The following is a 17,431-nucleotide window of genomic DNA, read 5'->3' on the forward strand; positions in this document are numbered from 1 at the left end:
GCATCATGGCAAACGACGGCAAGTCCTGGACCAAATGCACGACGCCTGACAACGTAATTTCGGTGAACCAATACATCAGTGCGGCGATCACCAGCGGCATTTACGCGGCGATCATGGTTTTGGTGGTGATCGCGAGTGGTGAACCGTGGTGCTTGCTGATCGCTTTGGTAGTCACTGAAATTGTGTGGATCCTCGCATATTGCGACTGGTGGCTTAACTATCGGCTGGTCTGTCTTGGTGACCAGAGCCCGATAAGCGTCGTAGGCATGGTCATCAGTATCGAACCGCCCTCGGAGAAAACCTGGCCCGGAAGCCTCGATTCCGACTATAGCCTGAACCTCCTGTTGCCACACAATCCGATCGGTGTCAGTCAAGCCGTCGCTGCGGCCAGTGTGCCATTCGGCAGGTTGATGGCCGAGAATGTCGCCACCTCTTCGCATAGCCTGCTTTTTACCGGAAACCAGGCGGTTGACAAAACAACCGGTACAAAGTCCGAAGCTCTGCATGTGGAGTTGGAAGGCGCGTCGATCCATGACCTGCAGACCGTCAACATCCTTGCGCTGCTTGCCGCCTTGACGGCACTCGCGCTGTGTATGTCCGGCGTCGGCGCGGTTGTCGCCTATATCCTGGCGCTCCTCGCGTTCCTTGCCTCACTCCTCGGCGCCGCATTCAGCAGCTCGGATACAGCCAGCCCCGGCGACGCCGGATTGCCGAGCGTCGAAACCAACAATGCTACGGGAACTGGGGCTACCATCCTGGGGGTGACGGGCCGCTGGGTATATGACGCAGGGCATATTCACGACAGCTACCACGAAGGTCACAATGAACTGCATCCGGTCGTGCAAGCCCAGATCCTGGCTGGTCCATGGGACGGCGACTGGCCTACCAACATCGACGATATCATTCGAGTCTACCAGGATGGCTATGCGGAATCTCAAAACGCGCTCACCAAGGAACACCAGGCTCGACCCGACTCTCGATGGTCGATCCACCCCTACATTGACGGTTGTACGGACACGGCCAGCGCACCGAGCTCACCGCGGTGATGCGCGCTCTCGAGGTAGGCAGGCAGTTCGCGTCACCTTCTCCTTATGGAAAAGATGGCGTTCAAATACCCCTCCACCCCTCCAAAAACACTACCTTCTCCACCCCAGCAAACCGCGCGATCCGCTCCAGCTCGGCTTCCAACTTCTCCAGCCGCCCGGCCGATGCACGGACACCCGGCTCCAGCCACAAGCGCTTGACATCCAGCGTGCCCGCCTTCCGGTCAGCCTTCATGTCAATCCGGCCGATCAGACGGTCTCCTTCCAGGAGCGGGAAGACGTAATAACCGTATTCGCGCTTGGGCTCCGGCACGAAGACCTCGATACGGTAGAAGAAGCCAAAAAGGCGTTCGGTGCGGTTGCGGTCGCGCAAGGTCGGATCGAACGGACTGAGGACGCGTATCCGCGCAGGAGCTTCGGGGAAGCTGTCGAGCATGGCCGGGAAGCCGGCGAAGGCAAAGGACGGGCGTGGCTTGCCGTCCGTGGCCGGCTCGATCAGCATTTCCGTCAGTTCGCCGCGATGCGTGTCGACCCAGATCTTTGCCTCCTGCGGCGTTACTAGGTCCCAAAAGGCGGCGATCTCGCCTGAAGTGGCGAACCCCAGGCGTTGCAAGGCAGTGCGGCAGGCCCAGTCGACGAATTCATCGTGGTCAACTTCGGGCGTGTGGAAGGCTTCCGGCAATACACGTTCGACGAGATCATAGACCTTTTGGAAGTTGGTGCGACCGGCGATGGCAAATTTGCCGGTGCGCCAGAAATATTCGAGCGCTGTCTTGTTCGGATGCCAGTTCCACCAGCCGCCGGAGGTATGATTATCGTCCTTTATCTCACGGGCCGTGATGGCGCCGTTTTTCAGCACGCGGTCATAGGTCTCTTCGAAGGCGGCTTCAAACCCCTCGCCGCGCCATTTGCGCCAGCGCTCGACGATCGCGAGCTCCTCGCGGCGGAAACGGTGCTTCCAATAGACGAAAAAGGCGCTCGGCACGATGGAAGCGTCATGCGTCCAGTTTTCAAACAGCGCTCCGTCTTTTTCGAGCAGCTCGGTCAGATGTTCGCGCCGATAGGTCTGGTTGCGCGAAAACAGGATCTGATGATGCGCCCGCTCGACGGTCGCGATGCTGTCGACCTGCACGAAGCCGATATCGTGGATCAACTGCAGCAGCCCGGCCTTGGTCAAGGCGCGGTTCGGCGGATTGGAAAGCCCCTGCTTGGTGAGGAAGACACGGCGGGCGTCGCGGTTTGAAAGCAGATTCGTCATATGCCGATCATAGGCATTAATTCCCATGCTTTCAAACGGGCGTTGATTTGATAATTCCTCATGATGAGCTATAGGACCGCGATATCAGGGTGGAACAGGGCTAGCAGCATGGAAATCCGCTTCGACAATGCCGGCGTGAATTTCGGCTCGCGGCTTGCGCTTTCGCCGCTCAGCCTGACGCTGAGCGAGCGGCGCATCGGCGTGATCGGGCTCAACGGCTCCGGCAAGACGACATTTGCGCGGCTGATCAACGGACTTGCCAAACCGACGACCGGCAGGGTCACCGTAAACGGGCTAGACACCGTCACCGACGCCAAATCGGTGCTCGGCAAGGTCGGCTATATCTTCCAGTCGCCGCAGAACCAGATCATCCTGCCGATCATTCGCGACGATATCGCCTTCGGTCTCAAGGCCCGCGGCCTCGGCCGGAGCGAGATCGAGGCCGCCGTGGACGGCATCCTCGACCGGTTCGGTGTTGGCCATCTGGCGCAACGGCGGGCGCACGAGCTTTCCGGCGGCGAGCTGCAGATGGCCGCCCTCTGCTCCGTGCTCGTTACCGGGCCAGATATCCTCATTCTCGATGAACCGACCAATCAGCTCGATCTCAGGAACAGGGCGCTGGTGCAGACAACCATTGCCGGCCTGCCGGAACACGTCATCGTCATCAGCCATGACCTGCCGCTGGTCGAGGATTTCGATCGCGTGCTGCTGTTCAATAAAGGCAGCCTCGTCGCCGATACTTCGCCCAGCGAGGCCATCACACGCTACAGGGAGCTGGCCGCCTGATGCGGACGTTGCATGTCGATGCCGACACCTGGATGCACCGATTGACGCCGCGCATGAAGCTCGGCGTGCTGGCGGCTCTCGGCATCTTGTTGTTCCTGACGAACTCCCCCACGCTGCTCAGTCTTGCCGTCGTCGGCGGCGCCCTCCTCTATTTTCGCAGCGGGTTACCGATGGGCGAAGCATTGAGGCGGCTGCGGCCGGTCATTCTCACCATTATCGTCGTGGCGCTGTTCAGCCTGATCTTCAATCCCTTCCATGTCGCTGTCGTCACAGTGCTACGCCTGACCGCGCTCGTACTCTTCGCGGCCGCGGTGACGGCAACGACGTCGATCGCCGCTTTCATCGACGAGATCACGGCTCTCGCCGCGCCATTGGAAAAGATTGGCCTGCTCAAGGCTGCCGATATTGGTCTTGCGGTCGGTCTCGTCGTACGTTTCGTCCCGGAAATTCTCGACCGTTATCGCGCCATCCGAGAGGCGCATGAGGCGCGCGGGATCAAATTACGCATCACAACCGCGCTGGCGCCGCTGATCATCCTGACGCTGCGCGATGCCGACAATATCGCGGCCGCGATTGACGCCCGCGGCATTCGGCGGCATTGAAAAGACAGTGTTTTCGAATGGAGCCGTCATGACCACTCGCGACCTCGTCCTCTCCGCGCTTTTTGCCGCCATCATCGTGGCGCTCGGCCTGTTGCCGCCGATCTCGATCGGCATCATTCCGGTGCCGATCACGGCCCAGTCGCTCGGCGTCATGCTGGCCGGCGTGGTGCTCGGCGCAAAGCGCGGCGCGATTGCAGTGCTCATCGTTGTCGTGCTGGTGGCCATCGGTCTGCCGGTGCTGTCGGGCGGCCGCGGCGGGCTTGCAGTCTTCGTAGGTCCGACGGCCGGCTTCTTCATCGGCTGGATCTTTGCCGCCTACGTTACCGGCTATCTTTCGGAGCGGCTCGTGAAAGCCGAACAGACTGGCCTCGCCCAAGGCATCGGCTTCTTCATCGCTTCTGTGATCGGCGGCGTCGTGGTTCTCTACGCCTTCGGCATTGCCTGGCTCGCGATTGCCGCCAATATCGGCTTCACCAAAGCGTTCCTGGGGTCGATGGGTTTCGTTCCGGGCGATCTCGTCAAGGCTGTCGTCGCCGCCCTCGTCGGCCGTGCCGTCATGGTCGGCTATCCCCTGCTGCCGCAGCGGAGCTGAGCAAAAAGCGGTTTTCGCACAGGATCGTGATCGGCTAAGACGCTAGTCCAGATACTTGTAGAGCCAGTCGCGGGTATCTTCCGGCAGCGCCACGGGATCGTGTTCCTCGCCGCGCACGGCCAACCAGAGGATTTCCACCTCCGCCGCCAGTTCGTTGCCGGTTTCGACCATGACGAGGAAGCCGATGGACTTGCCGCCGATCTTGTTGACGCTGACCGAAAAGCGGGCGAGATCGTCATAGCGCAGCGCCCGGTGCAGCGAGCAGGAGGCTTTGGTGGCGATATAGGTGGGCTCGTCATTGACCAGCGGCCGGGCGCGCCAGAATTTCGACAATGCGGTTTCCGCCTGAGAGATGTATGAGGCGATGAACATCTGCCCGTGCCTGTCGACATCGCGAGGCGGCACTCGCATCTCGATGACATCGGATCGTTCTACACTCATCATCACGCAAAACCCTGGCCGGCGCGGCTCGCACCTTAACGAAAGCTTAACATCGCGCCCCAGGAAGTAAACGGGCCGTCACCCAACGTGGTTAAGATGGATTGTTGACATTATGGTGATACTGCCCATGTCCCTGTAGCAGACGTCACATCCCGTCTATAGATTTGGTTTCATGAGCACACGTCTTTACGAGCACCCCATCTTCCTGGAACACCTCACCCCTCCGGGTCATCCGGAGAGGCCGGACCGGCTGCGGTCGCTGAATATCGCGCTGGAGCATCCGAACTTCGAGCGGCTGGACCGGCGCAAGGCGCCGCTCGCCAATGAGGACGCCGTTCTGCTCGCCCATCCGGAAGAGCATTTGACCTTCGTCCTGCGCTCGATTCCCGATAGCGGAGACGAGGGCGAAATCAACCAGCTCGAAGCCGACACCTATGCCAGCCCGAAGACGCTGCAGGCGGTGCTGCACGGCGTCGGTGCGGCAATGGCGGCGGTCGACGACGTGTTCTCGGGTGCAGCCGACAACGTCTTCGTCGCGGCCCGTCCGCCTGGGCACCATGCCGAGAAGACCAAGGCCATGGGTTTCTGCTTCTTCAACAACGTGGCGATCGCCGCCCGCCATGCCCAGAAGGTTCACGGGGCCGAGCGTGTCGCCATCGTCGATTGGGACGTGCATCACGGCAACGGCACGCAGGACATTTTCTGGGACGACCCGTCGGTGCTCTTCTGTTCCACGCACCAAATGCCGCTCTACCCCGGCACCGGTAAAAAGGACGAGCGCGGCACGCACAATACCATCGTCAACGCGCCGCTTTCCCCCAATACCGGCGGCGACCATTTCAGGGAGGCCTTCAAATCGCGTGTCCTGCCGGCGCTCGATGATTTCCGCCCCGACCTTATCATCATCTCCGCCGGCTTCGACGCCCATCATCGCGATCCCCTGGCGCAACTGAACCTGACCGGCGAGGATTTCGACTGGGCGACCGGGCGTATCCTGGAGGCTGCCGACCGCAGCGCCAAGAACCGGGTCGTCAGCCTGCTCGAAGGCGGCTATGATCTGGAAGGCCTCGCCGAATCGGCGGGCTTGCATATTCTGCGCATGATGAAGGGTTGACGATGAGCGAAAACGCCAAAGTGGATGTGTCCGGCTATTCCTTCGAAAAGGCCGTAGCGGAGCTCGAAAGCATCGTTGCGCGGCTGGAACGCGGCGACGTGGCGCTCGACGAATCCATCGCCATCTACGAGCGCGGTGAAGCGCTGAAGAAGCATTGCGAAGCCCTGCTCTCCACAGCCGAGAACCGCATCGAGAAGATCAGGCTCGACCGAGCCGGCAAGCCGCAGGGGACGGAGCCGCTGGACGGACAGTAAGACACCACCCTCGACAGGAGGCCGTGCTCGCCGCATTGAGCAAGAAGGCGCCTGGGCACCCTGCCACGACGGCGGATGCTAGATATTGGGGAGCAAAGCAGGCGATGATGCAGCCCATCGGCTCACGCTCTTTCGGCAGCCAAGCCACAGGTTGCGGTATCCCGGCAGCTCCGGCTATCGCTCATTCCTCTTTCCGGCTAAGTTAATCCGCAACTCAATGGAGATCCCGCCATGTCCTTCTTTCCTGGCAAAGATCCACTGCCCGGCGACGCTTTCGCCTGTGACGCGATCGAGCATCTCATTATTCCGCGCACCAGCGATCTTGGCGGATTCTTCGTGCGCCGCGCGCTTCCGAGCAGCCGGCGGCGGCTGGTCGGACCGTTCATCTTTTTCGACCGCATGGGCCCCGCGGTGCTCAGGCCCGGCGAAGCACTGGATGTGAGGCCGCATCCGCATATTGGCCTATCGACCGTGACCTATCTTTTTGACGGGGAAATCCGCCACATGGATAGCCTGGGCACGGAAAAGGTCATTCGTCCCGGCGACATCAATCTGATGACGGCTGGGCGCGGCATCGTGCATTCCGAGCGCACGCCGCAAAATCTGCGCGATCATCCATTCGCCATGTCCGGCCTGCAGACGTGGCTCGCCCTGCCCGACGACAAGGAGGAGATCGACCCTTCCTTCGCCCATACGGAAAAAGACGAAATGCCGACCATCGCCGATGGCGGCGTGACCGGGCGCGTCGTGATCGGCAGTTTCGAAGGCCTCAAATCGCCGGTAAGGTCTTTCTCAGACACACTTTACGTCGATCTGCAGCTTCAGCCCGGCACGAAGTTTCCATTCGGCGCGGGACATGAGGAGCGCGCGGCTTATATTCTCTCCGGCTCGCTCATCGTTGCGGGCGACCGTTTCGAGCAGGATCAGCTCCTTGTCTTCCGCCCCGGCGACGCCATCACCCTGGAGACGGCCGAAAATGGCTGTCATCTTATGCTTTTTGGTGGTGCAGCGCTCAATTCGAAGCGCTATATCTGGTGGAATTTCGTCTCGTCTTCCAAGGAACGCATCGAAAAGGCCAAGGAAGAATGGCGCACCGGCCGCTTCGACATCGTGCCGGGAGACGAGGAAGAGTTTATTCCTTTGCCGGAAAGCTAACGAGTTCATAACAATGCCAAATGTTTCTTGTTCAGGAACTCCTTGAATTCGGCGCCTTTTGCCGCAATCTGTTTTGAGATAAAGGCGGGCTGCCGCCCAAGAATAGCAAGAAAGAGGCTTCAGCCTTGACACACATGCCAGAGACACCCCTGCTGGACCAGGTCCAATATCCTTCCGACCTGCGAAAGCTGGAGGACCGGGACTTGCCGCAACTTGCCCGCGAGCTCCGCGACGAGATGATCGATGCGGTATCGCGCACGGGTGGACATCTGGGCGCCGGCCTCGGCGTCGTCGAACTCACCATTGCCATTCACAATGTCTTCGACACGCCCAATGATCGCCTGATCTTCGACGTCGGCCATCAGTGTTATCCGCACAAGATCCTGACCGGTCGCCGCGAGCGCATCCGCACGCTGCGCCAGGAAGACGGGCTTTCCGGCTTCACTCGCCGCGCGGAGAGCGAATACGATCCCTTCGGCGCCGCACATTCTTCCACGTCGATCTCCGCCGGCCTCGGCATGGCGGTCGCCGCGGAACTCGACAAGACCGATCGCCGCGTCATCGCGGTCATCGGCGACGGCGCGATGTCGGCCGGCATGGCCTATGAGGCGCTGAACAATGCCGGCGCCCTCGACGCCCGGCTGATCGTCATCCTCAATGACAACGACATGTCGATCGCACCGCCGACCGGGGCCATGAGCGCCTATCTCGCCCGCCTCGCCTCGGGCCGCACCTATATGGGCTTTCGCGATTTCGGCAAGAAGCTGACCGCCTACCTCGGCAAGAATGTCGACCGCGCCATTACCCGCGCCGTCGAACATGCGCGGGGCTACGTCACCGGCGGGACGATGTTCGAAGAGATGGGCTTCTATCACATCGGCCCGATCGACGGCCATTCCTTCGATCACCTGCTGCCGGTCCTGCGTAATGTACGGGACCATGCACAAGGCCCGGTGCTGATCCATGTCGTGACGCAAAAGGGCAAGGGCTACGCCCCTGCCGAAGCGGCGGCGGACAAATATCACGGCGTCAACAAGTTCGACGTCATCACCGGCGCCCAGGCCAAGGTCAAGCCGAACGCACCGAGCTACACCAGCGTCTTTGCCGATGCCCTCGTGCAGGAAGCCATGCTGGACGAGAAGATCGTCGGCATCACGGCCGCCATGCCGAACGGAACCGGCCTCGACAAGCTGCAGGAATTTTTCCCCACCCGCTGTTTCGATGTCGGCATTGCCGAACAGCATGCCGTCACCTTTGCGGCAGGCCTCGCCGCCGAGGGGTTCAAGCCATTTGCTGCACTCTATTCCACCTTCCTGCAACGCGCCTATGACCAGGTGGTGCATGATGTCGCGATCCAGGGTCTGCCGGTGCGCTTCCCGATCGACCGCGCGGGTTTCGTCGGCGCGGACGGACCGACCCATGCCGGCTCCTTCGACACGGCCTTTCTCGCTACCCTGCCCGGCTTCGTAGTCATGGCCGCCTCCGACGAGGCGGAGCTGAAGCACATGGTGCGCACGGCTGCCGCCTACGATCTTGGCCCGATCTCCTTCCGCTACCCACGCGGCGAAGGTGTCGGCATCGAGCTGCCCGAGCGCGGTGAAATTCTTCAGATCGGCAAGGGCCGCATTGTCAAGCAGGGATCGAAAGTGGCGTTGCTGTCCTTCGGCACGCGTCTGGCCGACAGCCTCGCCGCCGCGGAAGATCTCGACGCTGCCGGACTGCCGACCACGGTCGCGGACGCTCGCTTCGCCAAGCCGCTGGACCGCGATCTCATCCGCCAGCTTGCCAGCCACCACGAGGTACTGATCACCATTGAGGAAGGCTCGGTCGGCGGCTTCGGCAGCCACGTCATGCAATTCCTCGCCACCGAAGGACTGCTCGACAACGGCCTGAAGATCCGCACGCTGGTGATGCCGGACATCTGGATGGAACAGGCCAAGCCGGAGGTCATGAACGCGAAAGCCGGCCTCGACCGGGCCGGTATCGTGCAGACGGTGTTCAAGGCGCTGGGTCGCAGCCGCATCATCGAGGCGGCTGGTTAAGGGCGGTTCCTATTGGCGCGGGCGCCTAGTCTACGCGCGTCCGATACCCGTTCGGCGTACCAACATGCTTGTACACCGTCGTCCGGGAAAGGCCGAGGGCGCGGGCGGTCTGCGAAACGTTCTCATTGGTCTTGCGATAGACCGAGCGTATCTCCTGGCATTTCGCGCGGCTGAGTGGACGGCGCCGGCATTCCTCGCAGCAGTCCTCGGACGGGCTGAGGGCAGGCACGGCTTCGTCGAAGCAATCCTCATCGATATAGTCCGTGCGTCGCCTTACCAGCGCCCGCTGCAGCACCGTCTTCAGTTCGCGGATATTGCCCTGCCAGTGTCTCATCGAGAGCTTGGCGATCGCCGCATCGGTCACAGGCGTGCCGGGCGCTATCTTCTCCATCAGATAGCGCACGATCGCCGCAAAATCGCTGCGCACCCTAAGCGGGGGCAGATGCACGGTGAAGGCGTTGAGCCGGTAATACAGGTCGGCCCGGAAAAGTCGCTCGGTGACCATTCGCTCAAGGTCGCGATTGGTGGCAGAAACAATCTGTACGTCCACCTTGTCGACCTTTTGGCCGCCCACGGCCCGCACTTCCATGCTGTCGAGGAAGCGCAACAGCGAGGTCTGGGCTGCAAGAGGGATTTCCGCCACCTCATCGAGAAACAGCGTTCCCCGATCCGCGCTGCGGACAAGACCCGGTGCACCCTCCACACGGGCATTGGTGAAGGCGCCACGTTCATGTCCGAACATCTCAGCGACGAAGAGGTCCTCGGGCAGAGCCCCACAGTTCAAAGCGACGAACTCGCCCTTGCGGCCGCTGACCCGATGGATGTGCCGCGCCATCAGCTCCTTTCCGGTGCCCGTTTCGCCGGTAATATGTATCGGCATGCGCAGCTTCGCCGCGCTGGAGATATCGCCGAGCGACCGCTTTACGCTATGGTCGTCGCAGACGAAATCCGGCATGTCCTGCTTTTGCAGCAGCGGCGGAATAGCTGACGCCGGTGACTTGCGCGCGGCGAGGCGACCCTGGCCGATCTGCCGGCAGATCATGAACACGCCGCTGCCGGCGCGATCGCGGATACGAATGCAGCCGCCATTGAGAAGGCCGTCCATCGCGGCCCCGAATCCAGCTTCGAATAGCGTGTCGAAGTGGCTGCCGAGCATCGCGGGGAGCCCAGCCAGCAACGTCTTGCCGCGATTGTTGATCGACGTGACGCTACCGTCCGGCGAGACGGATAGGAGACCGGCGGACAAAGTATCGAGATATTCGACGCGCGGATGGAAGGCAAAGACGAAGCTGTCGGAACATTCGCGATAGACCAACCCTTTTTCTATCTGCGCTGCCGCCATGCGCACGAGCGCATGCGTATGTTCCTGCCGTGCCTCATGTGTGCACGAGGCGTCGAGCAGACCAAATATCTCGCCATGCGGGTTGAGGATCGGAGCCGCCATGCAGCTCAAGTGACCGTGCCCGGCAAAATAATGTTCCCGGCCATAGATCGCCACGGATGTTCCAACCGCGGCAGCAAGACCCAGCGCATTGGTGCCGCGTTCATTTTCGCTCCACACGCTGCCCGGCAGGATGGTGCGCCCTGCCTCGCTGTCGGCGAAATGCTGGTCGCTGATCGTATCCAGCACGATGCCGTCGGCATCCGCGAGCGCAATCATGAAGTTGGAGCCGGCGATCTGTGAATAGAGCAACTGCATTTCCGCCAAGGCCAGATCGCGCATGGCCGATTTCGCCTCGCGCCTGCGCTTGATATCGGAAAACGAGATGACTTTCTGCTGCGGCGGTTTGTGGGGATTAAGGCCGATGTCGCGGCAACGTTGCCAGCTCGCGGCAACGGCCGGCTGCAGGGCGCCGACAGGAATTCTTTGACCCTTCTCAAGCGCATAACGCGCGCGATCAATACCCGAGAGATGTTGCATGGCTCCTCCTCATGCGTCACCCATTTTCGAAGGATAGGGCCGCGCCATGCCCGTTGCAATAGACACAAACTGAACAGTCGAAGCAGACGAGCGTCCACCCGCTGAACATCGCAGCAAGCCGGAGCATTACCCAACCTATTGATTTTACTTGTTTCCCACGCTTGGCACGGAGTTTGCCACTCTTTTCGGGACAACTGGACACATGTTCTGTTGAAAGAGGAGGAAAAACGACATGAAGGCACAGGTGCTCACGAAATACGACGATGCGCTGACGGCGGACCAATGGGTCTCGCTTCAGAACGTCCCGGATCCTGTCATCAGTAAATCGACGGATGTCATCGTCCGGATAGGGGGAGCTGGCGTCTGCCGCACCGACCTCCACATCATCGAGGGTGTCTGGCGTCCGCATATGGACCCGAACGGCAACAATCTGCTGCCGCTCATCATGGGCCATGAAAATGCCGGATGGGTGGAAGCAGTCGGCAAGGAGGTCGAAGGCATCAAGGTCGGCGACCCGGTCATCGTCCACCCGAAGATTTCGGGCGGTACCTGCCTTGCCTGCCGCCGGGGCTTCGATATGCACGGCCCGGGCAAATTCCCAGGGCTCGATTGCAACGGCGGTTATTCCGAATACCTCTGCACGTCGGAACGCAACATCGTCGCGCTGCCGAAGACGCTGGCGCCGAAGGAAGTTGCGCCCTACGCGGATGCGGGCTTGACGGCTTATCGGGCCGCCAAGAAGGCCACCCGGCATCTTCTGCCCGGCGAAACCTGCGTCGTCATCGGCGCCGGCGGTCTCGGTCATATCGGCATCCAATGCCTCAAGGCGATGTGCGCTGCAGACGTCGTCGTCGTCGACAAGTCCGAGGCATCGCTGACGCTTGCCAGCAAGGTCGGTGCCGACAAGACGGTCAAGGCCGATGGCAACGAGGTGGAAGCGGTGCTGCAGTTGACCGGCGGACAAGGAGCCGAGGCCGTGATCGACTTCGTGGGCGAAAAGGGCACCACGACCAAGGGGCTTGCCATGACCCGGCCCATGGGCAGCTACTATGTCGTTGGCTACGGCGAGGATATCCGTGTGCCGACGGTGGATATGGTCATCACCGAGAAGAACATCATCGGCAATCTGGTCGGCACCTGGGCCGAACTGGTCGAGCTGATGGCACTTGCCGATCGCGGCCTGGTCGATCTGACGACGGTTGAATATCGGCTCTCCGATGCCAATCAGGCGCTCAGGGATCTCCACAATGGCAAGATCCACGGCCGCGCCGTGCTTGTCCCCTGAGCTCGCGGAGATAACGCAAGGGCCGAAATAACGGGGTCTGACCGTGGCCAACAGGCCTTTCGGATCCCGCCAAACGCCGATGGATTGGTGTTCGCCGACACCGGCCGTCGGCGTATCGAGCCTCTCGCAGAGTCGCCTTGGCAAATTACACTGAATGGGCAGGGAGGAGAAAAGCATGATGTGCAGGATGCTAACGACACAAAGTCGCGAGCGGTTTCTGAAAGTCAATCGTTCGGTGCGTATCGCCGGGCATTCGACCAGCGTGCGTTTGGAGGATGCATTCTGGAGAGCGCTGGAAGATATGGCCGCGGTAGAGGGAATGTCGACCTCGAAACTTATTGCCGAACTCTATTATGAAGCGCTGGAGCAGCACGGCAGCGCACCCAATCTCGCTTCCGTGCTCCGCACGGTCTGTCTGCTCTATCGTGAAGAGCGCAACATGCACCGGGACCTGCCGCGCCTGGCCTGAATCGGCCACTGACGTTGTCTCGATCTGCAAACCATGTTTTGCCGCCGCCGGCTTCACCGTTGATGACGCCGGCGGCGGCTAAATTGTCAATTCGTCTTCCTGTCGGTGTCAGCACGTCCTTCGGCGATCCATCGCGCGCCAAGCACCAGGGCGCCCATGCTGAAATCCTTGCCGTGCTCGGCAACCATTTCCTGGGATAGCCTGGCAATTCTCTCGAAAAAGGCGTCCTTGCTTTTTTCCTCTGCCGTCAGTTCCTTTTGCATGATGTCCTCCACTCGCTGCTACTTGAAGAGTTGTTTGGGAAAGGTGACGACGGCGACATTGCCGAGGCTGTCGGCCAGGGCCAGATGATTGCCGTCGTTGCTCCATCGCAATTCGTGGACCGCGCCGCCCGCCTGGCGCACGATCAGTTCTTCCGGTGAGCCGATCTGCGCGACGACGATTCGACCATTGGCATAGCCTGCCGCGACCAGCCGATTGGCAGGATGCGCCGCGACTGCCTCCACGATAGCGAGACCGGGCCGGCCAGTGCCGAGCGCACCCGTGGCATTCGCATCGAAGGGCGGCGTATCCATAGACCATCCGGCGATGCGGAATGCACCCGTTGCGACGAGGGCATTGGCCGCACGGTTCCAGCCGAGCACGCCAACCGGACCGGGAAAATCGGTGAGATTGGCCATGCGCCCGCTCGCTGTGTCGAGCAGGCGCAATCCACCTGTCTCAAGACCGCATGCCAGCCACCGGCCGTCGAAGCTCCACTGCAACGACAGCGGCCGCGCCGGCAGAGTCGCCAGGCGCTCCGGTCGGCTTGATAGGTCGGCCCGGCAAATGATAAGCCCGTCCGCACCGGCAAGCGCGATCATGCTGCCATCCTCGGAAATCGACAGGATATCGGCCGTCAGACCCTCTAATCCGATTTCGCTCGCCGACCCTCTCTCTCCGGACTGCAGATAGAGCCTGTCCGCAGCCATGGCTGCGGTAACGCCGGACGAAGCGTTGCGGTCAAAGGCGACAATGGGAGGCTTGTCAGCGAGAAGCCGCGCACCGGGTTCGCCGGCACGGCTCAGGCGAAGGAGCTCGCCATTTGCCGTCAAGACGAGGAAGTCTCCTCCCCGGCAGGCAGAAACAGCCGCGCCGTCCTTCAGTCTCGTCCGGATCAGCGGCGCCGGCCTCCCCTGTCGCGGACTGATCGTCATCTGTCCGCTCTCGATCTTGATACGGGCTTCCGGCGGCTCGTTGTCGGCCAGCCGTGCAATTGCGACGGCACCGTCTGCGCCGACAATCGCGAGCATCGTGTCGTCATGATTGAAACAGAGGCGAGTGGCTGGGCATTGCCATTCGCGGGCCAGCAAGTCGAACAGTCCGGGATTGGGTACAGTCTGTTGGTTCATGTAAATCCTCCACCGCTCTGGCGTGCCGCCGCGATCTGCCGGTCCACGCCGGCAACTTCCTCTTCCGCGGCCGCTATCTCATTCAGGCAGTCGTCGTGAGCCGCTTGCATCCGCGCTGCATTCTCCCGACTCTCATGCAATTCCTGCACCAGTTGGGGGCTCGGGGCATTTCGACCGATCTCAAGCTCGAGCCTGAGGATGTCCATGTCGACCCCGGAAATCGCCTGGGCGAGCTTCAACGCCTTGGCAGTCAACGCCGAAACTGCCGAAACAAGGGAAACGCGTTCGCGCACCAGAGCGTCGAGTAGATTTGTGTCTTGATCGGCCATTGCGAACTCCCCTGTTTCCACTGCCAAGCCGGCCTATTCCGGCGCGTGGCAACAGTGCGGCGGAATTCACTGAAACAACGTCATTTCTGATCGTTGCCGCGCGGATCCTTTGGCGTTTTCCAAGCGTCGAGAATGACCGGCAATTCCGGCAACTGCCCTCTGAACTGAGCCTCGGCCATCGCGATGTGGCTGCGAAGCTGATCCCAGACATCCACCCGGATCATTGGATCTCCCGTCAACTCTTCCATCTCCTCGACACGGAACTGCCGTGACAGTGAAACGCCCGAGAAGACGAAGTCGCGCAGCAAGATCGCATGCCTCTCCGCGAAGGCGTGGATCATCGGATGTGTTTCCGCCGTCACGCTCGCCGCCGCCAGTTCCCTAAGGATGAAATCGTGGAAATGGCTCTGCATCAAATACTGACTTTCCCCCATGAAACGCATCACGAACACGAGGTCACGCGCCATATTCCGGGCGAGTTCCGTGGTCACGTCGCCGTGGAGAGATAGCGGCGGGTTTTGATGTCTGTCTGCCATGGCGGTTTCCAAAGTCGACAATCCTATTTAGTAGAACGAGACTTAAAATATAAATCAATAATAAAAATTCATTTTGCGTATATTTTTCGAGACCGCAAAATTAAACAGCAGATATAACGCCGCTATAAAAATTACATTTGTGAATTACGATTGTAAAATAACGTTACACTGATCCCCATTTCCCTTGTTACAGATGCGATAAACAAGCCCATTTCTAGCTTGGCACAGCCTTTGCATCGATCTTTTCATAAGAAGCCATCGCGCTCAAAGCGACGCTAGAAGAACGAAGGAGCGGAGGAGGAACTAGCGAAGATGCCTGGACGGAAGTCGTCCAGCGTTCCTCCGGAATACCTTTGCCGTAATCCACTTGAATGGCCGGACTTCGGGACGCGCCCAGGCGCAGCTTTGTCTTGCCGTTTCAATTTTCGCTCGCGGTGCTTTGCGCGCCGTTCCAGCCGGGGCCGGAGGGGCCTGCGGCAGATAGTTAGATAGTGGAGGCTAATGACGATGTCGTCTTTGACGCTGAACAAGATTACCTCACAGCGCGGTATTTCCGTCGGTGAGGCAACCAAGAAGATTTCCGACCTTGGTTGGAATCCCACCTACGTCCAGGAAGCGATGACGTTTCCGACGGACTATAAAATCACCAAGGCGCCGCGCGATCCGATGAAGCAGGTTCTGCGTTCCTACTTCCCCATGCAGGAGGAAAAGGATAATCGCGTTTACGGCGCTCTCGATGCCGCCCTGCGTGGCGACATGTTCCGCAATGTGGAGCCGCGCTGGGTCGAGTGGATGAAGCTCTTCCTTGCGATCATCCCCTTCCCGGAAATCTCCGCGGCCCGTTCGATGGCGATGGTCGCGCGTATCGCTCCTGGCGAAGACTTGCGTACCGGCTTCACGATGCAGATGGTCGACGAGTTCCGTCACTCGACGATCCAGATGAACCTGAAGAAATGGTACATGGAAAACTACATCGATCCCGCCGGCTTCGACATCACCGAGGAAGCCTTCGGCAAGTGCTATGCCACGACGATCGGACGTCAGTTCGGCGAGGGCTTCATCACCGGCGACGTGATGACCTCCGCCTGCCTCTACCTGACCGTCGTTGCCGAGACGGCGTTCACCAACACGCTTTTCGTCGCAATGCCGTCGGAAGCCGCCCGTAACGGCGACTATGCCCTGCCGACCGTCTTCCTGTCGGTCCAGTCCGACGAAAGCCGCCACATCGGCAACGGCCACTCTTTGCTGATGGCCGCGCTGAAGGAGCCGGAAAACCACCTACTGCTGGAGCGCGACTTGCGTTACGCCTTCTGGCAGAACCACGCGATCGTCGACGCCGCTATCGGCACGTTCATCGAATACGGCACCACCAATCGCGACAAGAACAAGGAATCCTATGCGGAAATGTGGCACCGCTGGATTTTCGAGGACTATTACCGCACCTACATGCTGCCCCTCGAAAAATACGGCATCAAGATCCACCACGACGACGTGCAGGAAGCTTGGAACCGCATCACCAAGAAGAACTACGTCCACAAGGTAGCTCAGTTCTTTGCTGTCGGCTGGCCAGTGAACTTCTGGCGCATCGAAGCCCAACGCGAGGCGGACTTCGAGTGGTTCGAACAAAAATATCCAGGCTGGTATGCGGAGTTCGGCGACTTCTGGAAATGGTATGACAAGCTCAGCCATCGCGGCGAGAAGATCATCACCTTCAACGAAGAAGTCGGCTACGTCTATCCCCATCGCTGCTGGAGCTGCCTGGTTCCCGCGGTCATCCGCGAAGACATCGTCGTCGATGAGATCGACGGTCAGCTTCATACCTTCGCCCATGAGCTGGACCGCTGGACCGCCGTCGAAGCCTTTGCCGACGAGTACCAGGGCCGGCCGACGCCCGCAATGGGCCGCTTTAGCGGCAAGCGCGAGTGGGAGTCGCTCTATCACGGCTGGGACCTCGCCGACGCGATCAAGGACCTCAACTTCGTTCGTTCCGACGGCAAGACGCTCATCCCGCAGCCGCACCTGCGGTTCGACGGCAAGGACATGTGGACGCTCGACGATGTCCGCGGCCACACGCTGCAGTCTCCCCTGACGCTGCTGCGCCAGATGTCCCCGACCGAGCGTGAGCAGCACCTCGCCGAATATCGCGCGGGCTTCACCATCACGCCGTTCAACTAAGGCGCCGATCCGGCGGAGGCCGCGAAGGCCTCCGCCAC

At 60.6% G+C, this 17,431-nt stretch carries 18 protein-coding genes; 11 read left to right on the forward strand and 7 right to left on the reverse strand.

Going from position 1 to position 17,431, the window contains the following annotated elements; translation table 11 throughout:
* Positions 1-5: 5 nt before the first annotated feature.
* Positions 6-1,046: a hypothetical protein gene (locus PY649_RS19550; RefSeq protein WP_285870273.1), complete on the forward strand. Its 1,041-nt coding sequence runs from the start codon at positions 6-8 to the stop codon at positions 1,044-1,046.
* A gap of 61 nt (positions 1,047-1,107) precedes the next feature.
* Here the strand turns inward: PY649_RS19550 and PY649_RS19555 are convergent, their stop codons facing one another.
* Positions 1,108-2,301, reverse strand: a complete 1,194-nt coding sequence (locus tag PY649_RS19555; protein ID WP_285870274.1) for a winged helix-turn-helix domain-containing protein — start codon at positions 2,299-2,301, stop codon at positions 1,108-1,110.
* A 108-nt stretch (positions 2,302-2,409) separates the two neighbouring features.
* Between PY649_RS19555 and PY649_RS19560 the strand changes: the two genes are divergently transcribed.
* The 3 genes from PY649_RS19560 to PY649_RS19570 are packed head-to-tail and all read left to right on the forward strand — an operon-like array spanning position 2,410 to position 4,281.
* Positions 2,410-3,087, forward strand: coding sequence for an energy-coupling factor ABC transporter ATP-binding protein (locus PY649_RS19560; RefSeq protein WP_285870275.1), 678 nt, complete (start codon positions 2,410-2,412; stop codon positions 3,085-3,087).
* Positions 3,087-3,689, forward strand: coding sequence for an energy-coupling factor transporter transmembrane component T family protein (locus PY649_RS19565; RefSeq protein ID WP_285870276.1), 603 nt, complete (start codon positions 3,087-3,089; stop codon positions 3,687-3,689). The genes PY649_RS19560 and PY649_RS19565 overlap by 1 nt, the downstream gene beginning before the upstream one ends.
* Before the next feature lie 28 nt (positions 3,690-3,717).
* Positions 3,718-4,281, forward strand: a complete 564-nt coding sequence (locus tag PY649_RS19570; protein ID WP_285870277.1) for a biotin transporter BioY — start codon at positions 3,718-3,720, stop codon at positions 4,279-4,281.
* A 42-nt stretch (positions 4,282-4,323) separates the two neighbouring features.
* On the opposite strand, the gene PY649_RS19575 is transcribed toward PY649_RS19570, so the two are convergent.
* Positions 4,324-4,725, reverse strand: coding sequence for an acyl-CoA thioesterase (locus PY649_RS19575; protein WP_285870278.1), 402 nt, complete (start codon positions 4,723-4,725; stop codon positions 4,324-4,326).
* Positions 4,726-4,894: 169 nt separating this feature from the next.
* On the opposite strand from PY649_RS19575, the gene PY649_RS19580 reads away from it, so the two are divergent.
* The 4 genes from PY649_RS19580 to dxs all read left to right on the forward strand — a co-directional run bounded on the left by PY649_RS19580 (position 4,895) and on the right by dxs (position 9,287).
* Complete coding sequence (locus PY649_RS19580) at positions 4,895-5,836, forward strand: histone deacetylase family protein (RefSeq protein WP_285870279.1); 942 nt, start codon at positions 4,895-4,897, stop codon at positions 5,834-5,836.
* A 2-nt stretch (positions 5,837-5,838) separates the two neighbouring features.
* A complete protein-coding gene (locus tag PY649_RS19585) occupies positions 5,839-6,090 on the forward strand; it encodes an exodeoxyribonuclease VII small subunit (protein ID WP_285870280.1) in 252 nt (83 codons plus the stop codon).
* A 231-nt stretch (positions 6,091-6,321) separates the two neighbouring features.
* Complete coding sequence (locus tag PY649_RS19590; RefSeq protein ID WP_285870281.1) at positions 6,322-7,245, forward strand: pirin family protein; 924 nt, start codon at positions 6,322-6,324, stop codon at positions 7,243-7,245.
* 125 nt (positions 7,246-7,370) lie between these two features.
* Positions 7,371-9,287 (forward strand): 1-deoxy-D-xylulose-5-phosphate synthase, encoded by a 1,917-nt coding sequence (gene dxs, locus PY649_RS19595; protein ID WP_285870282.1) that lies wholly within the window; start codon positions 7,371-7,373, stop codon positions 9,285-9,287.
* A gap of 25 nt (positions 9,288-9,312) precedes the next feature.
* Here the strand turns inward: dxs and PY649_RS19600 are convergent, their stop codons facing one another.
* Entirely contained in the window at positions 9,313-11,208 is a 1,896-nt protein-coding gene (locus tag PY649_RS19600) for a sigma-54-dependent Fis family transcriptional regulator (protein ID WP_285870283.1), read from the reverse strand.
* Between the two features lie 232 nt (positions 11,209-11,440).
* On the opposite strand from PY649_RS19600, the gene PY649_RS19605 reads away from it, so the two are divergent.
* Both PY649_RS19605 and PY649_RS19610 read left to right on the forward strand, forming a co-directional pair.
* Positions 11,441-12,493, forward strand: a complete 1,053-nt coding sequence (locus PY649_RS19605; protein ID WP_285870284.1) for an NAD(P)-dependent alcohol dehydrogenase — start codon at positions 11,441-11,443, stop codon at positions 12,491-12,493.
* Positions 12,494-12,668: 175 nt separating this feature from the next.
* On the forward strand, positions 12,669-12,962 hold the full coding sequence (locus PY649_RS19610) for a ribbon-helix-helix domain-containing protein (RefSeq protein ID WP_349644434.1): 294 nt from the start codon (positions 12,669-12,671) through the stop codon (positions 12,960-12,962).
* An 86-nt stretch (positions 12,963-13,048) separates the two neighbouring features.
* Here PY649_RS19610 and PY649_RS19615 read toward each other — a convergent pair whose 3' ends face one another.
* From PY649_RS19615 to PY649_RS19630, 4 genes are all read right to left on the reverse strand, one after another.
* Positions 13,049-13,225 (reverse strand): hypothetical protein, encoded by a 177-nt coding sequence (locus PY649_RS19615; RefSeq protein ID WP_285870285.1) that lies wholly within the window; start codon positions 13,223-13,225, stop codon positions 13,049-13,051.
* A gap of 18 nt (positions 13,226-13,243) precedes the next feature.
* Positions 13,244-14,353 carry a WD40 repeat domain-containing protein gene (locus PY649_RS19620; RefSeq protein WP_285870286.1) on the reverse strand — a complete coding sequence of 370 codons (1,110 nt, stop codon included), beginning with the start codon at positions 14,351-14,353 and terminating at the stop codon, positions 13,244-13,246.
* Positions 14,350-14,682, reverse strand: a complete 333-nt coding sequence (locus tag PY649_RS19625) for a hypothetical protein (RefSeq protein WP_285870287.1) — start codon at positions 14,680-14,682, stop codon at positions 14,350-14,352. The genes PY649_RS19620 and PY649_RS19625 overlap by 4 nt, the downstream gene beginning before the upstream one ends.
* An 80-nt stretch (positions 14,683-14,762) precedes the next feature.
* A complete protein-coding gene (locus PY649_RS19630; RefSeq protein WP_285870289.1) occupies positions 14,763-15,218 on the reverse strand; it encodes a hypothetical protein in 456 nt (151 codons plus the stop codon).
* Between the two features lie 501 nt (positions 15,219-15,719).
* On the opposite strand from PY649_RS19630, the gene PY649_RS19635 reads away from it, so the two are divergent.
* A complete protein-coding gene (locus PY649_RS19635; RefSeq protein WP_285870290.1) occupies positions 15,720-17,393 on the forward strand; it encodes an aromatic/alkene/methane monooxygenase hydroxylase/oxygenase subunit alpha in 1,674 nt (557 codons plus the stop codon).
* Positions 17,394-17,431: the final 38 nt, after the last annotated feature.

It is taken from the genome of Rhizobium mayense (genome assembly GCF_030272705.1).
In the GTDB taxonomy this organism is placed as follows: Bacteria; Pseudomonadota; Alphaproteobacteria; order Rhizobiales; family Rhizobiaceae; genus Rhizobium; species Rhizobium mayense.

Excerpts from the sequence above, each read along its gene's own strand:
- PY649_RS19565 (WP_285870276.1), top strand. The coding sequence starts at position 3,087 with ATGCGGACGTTGCATGTCGATGCCGACACCTGGATGCACCGATTGACG.
- PY649_RS19630 (WP_285870289.1), bottom strand. The coding sequence starts at position 15,218 with ATGGCAGACAGACATCAAAACCCGCCGCTATCTCTCCACGGCGACGTG.
- PY649_RS19585 (WP_285870280.1), top strand. The coding sequence starts at position 5,839 with ATGAGCGAAAACGCCAAAGTGGATGTGTCCGGCTATTCCTTCGAAAAG.
- PY649_RS19560 (WP_285870275.1), top strand. The coding sequence starts at position 2,410 with ATGGAAATCCGCTTCGACAATGCCGGCGTGAATTTCGGCTCGCGGCTT.
- PY649_RS19550 (WP_285870273.1), top strand. The coding sequence starts at position 6 with ATGGCAAACGACGGCAAGTCCTGGACCAAATGCACGACGCCTGACAAC.
- PY649_RS19570 (WP_285870277.1), top strand. The coding sequence starts at position 3,718 with ATGACCACTCGCGACCTCGTCCTCTCCGCGCTTTTTGCCGCCATCATC.
- PY649_RS19620 (WP_285870286.1), bottom strand. The coding sequence starts at position 14,353 with ATGAACCAACAGACTGTACCCAATCCCGGACTGTTCGACTTGCTGGCC.
- PY649_RS19610 (WP_349644434.1), top strand. The coding sequence starts at position 12,669 with ATGATGTGCAGGATGCTAACGACACAAAGTCGCGAGCGGTTTCTGAAA.
- PY649_RS19575 (WP_285870278.1), bottom strand. The coding sequence starts at position 4,725 with ATGATGAGTGTAGAACGATCCGATGTCATCGAGATGCGAGTGCCGCCT.
- PY649_RS19635 (WP_285870290.1), top strand. The coding sequence starts at position 15,720 with ATGACGATGTCGTCTTTGACGCTGAACAAGATTACCTCACAGCGCGGT.
- PY649_RS19590 (WP_285870281.1), top strand. The coding sequence starts at position 6,322 with ATGTCCTTCTTTCCTGGCAAAGATCCACTGCCCGGCGACGCTTTCGCC.
- PY649_RS19580 (WP_285870279.1), top strand. The coding sequence starts at position 4,895 with ATGAGCACACGTCTTTACGAGCACCCCATCTTCCTGGAACACCTCACC.
- PY649_RS19615 (WP_285870285.1), bottom strand. The coding sequence starts at position 13,225 with ATGCAAAAGGAACTGACGGCAGAGGAAAAAAGCAAGGACGCCTTTTTC.
- PY649_RS19600 (WP_285870283.1), bottom strand. The coding sequence starts at position 11,208 with ATGCAACATCTCTCGGGTATTGATCGCGCGCGTTATGCGCTTGAGAAG.
- PY649_RS19625 (WP_285870287.1), bottom strand. The coding sequence starts at position 14,682 with ATGGCCGATCAAGACACAAATCTACTCGACGCTCTGGTGCGCGAACGC.
- PY649_RS19605 (WP_285870284.1), top strand. The coding sequence starts at position 11,441 with ATGAAGGCACAGGTGCTCACGAAATACGACGATGCGCTGACGGCGGAC.
- PY649_RS19555 (WP_285870274.1), bottom strand. The coding sequence starts at position 2,301 with ATGACGAATCTGCTTTCAAACCGCGACGCCCGCCGTGTCTTCCTCACC.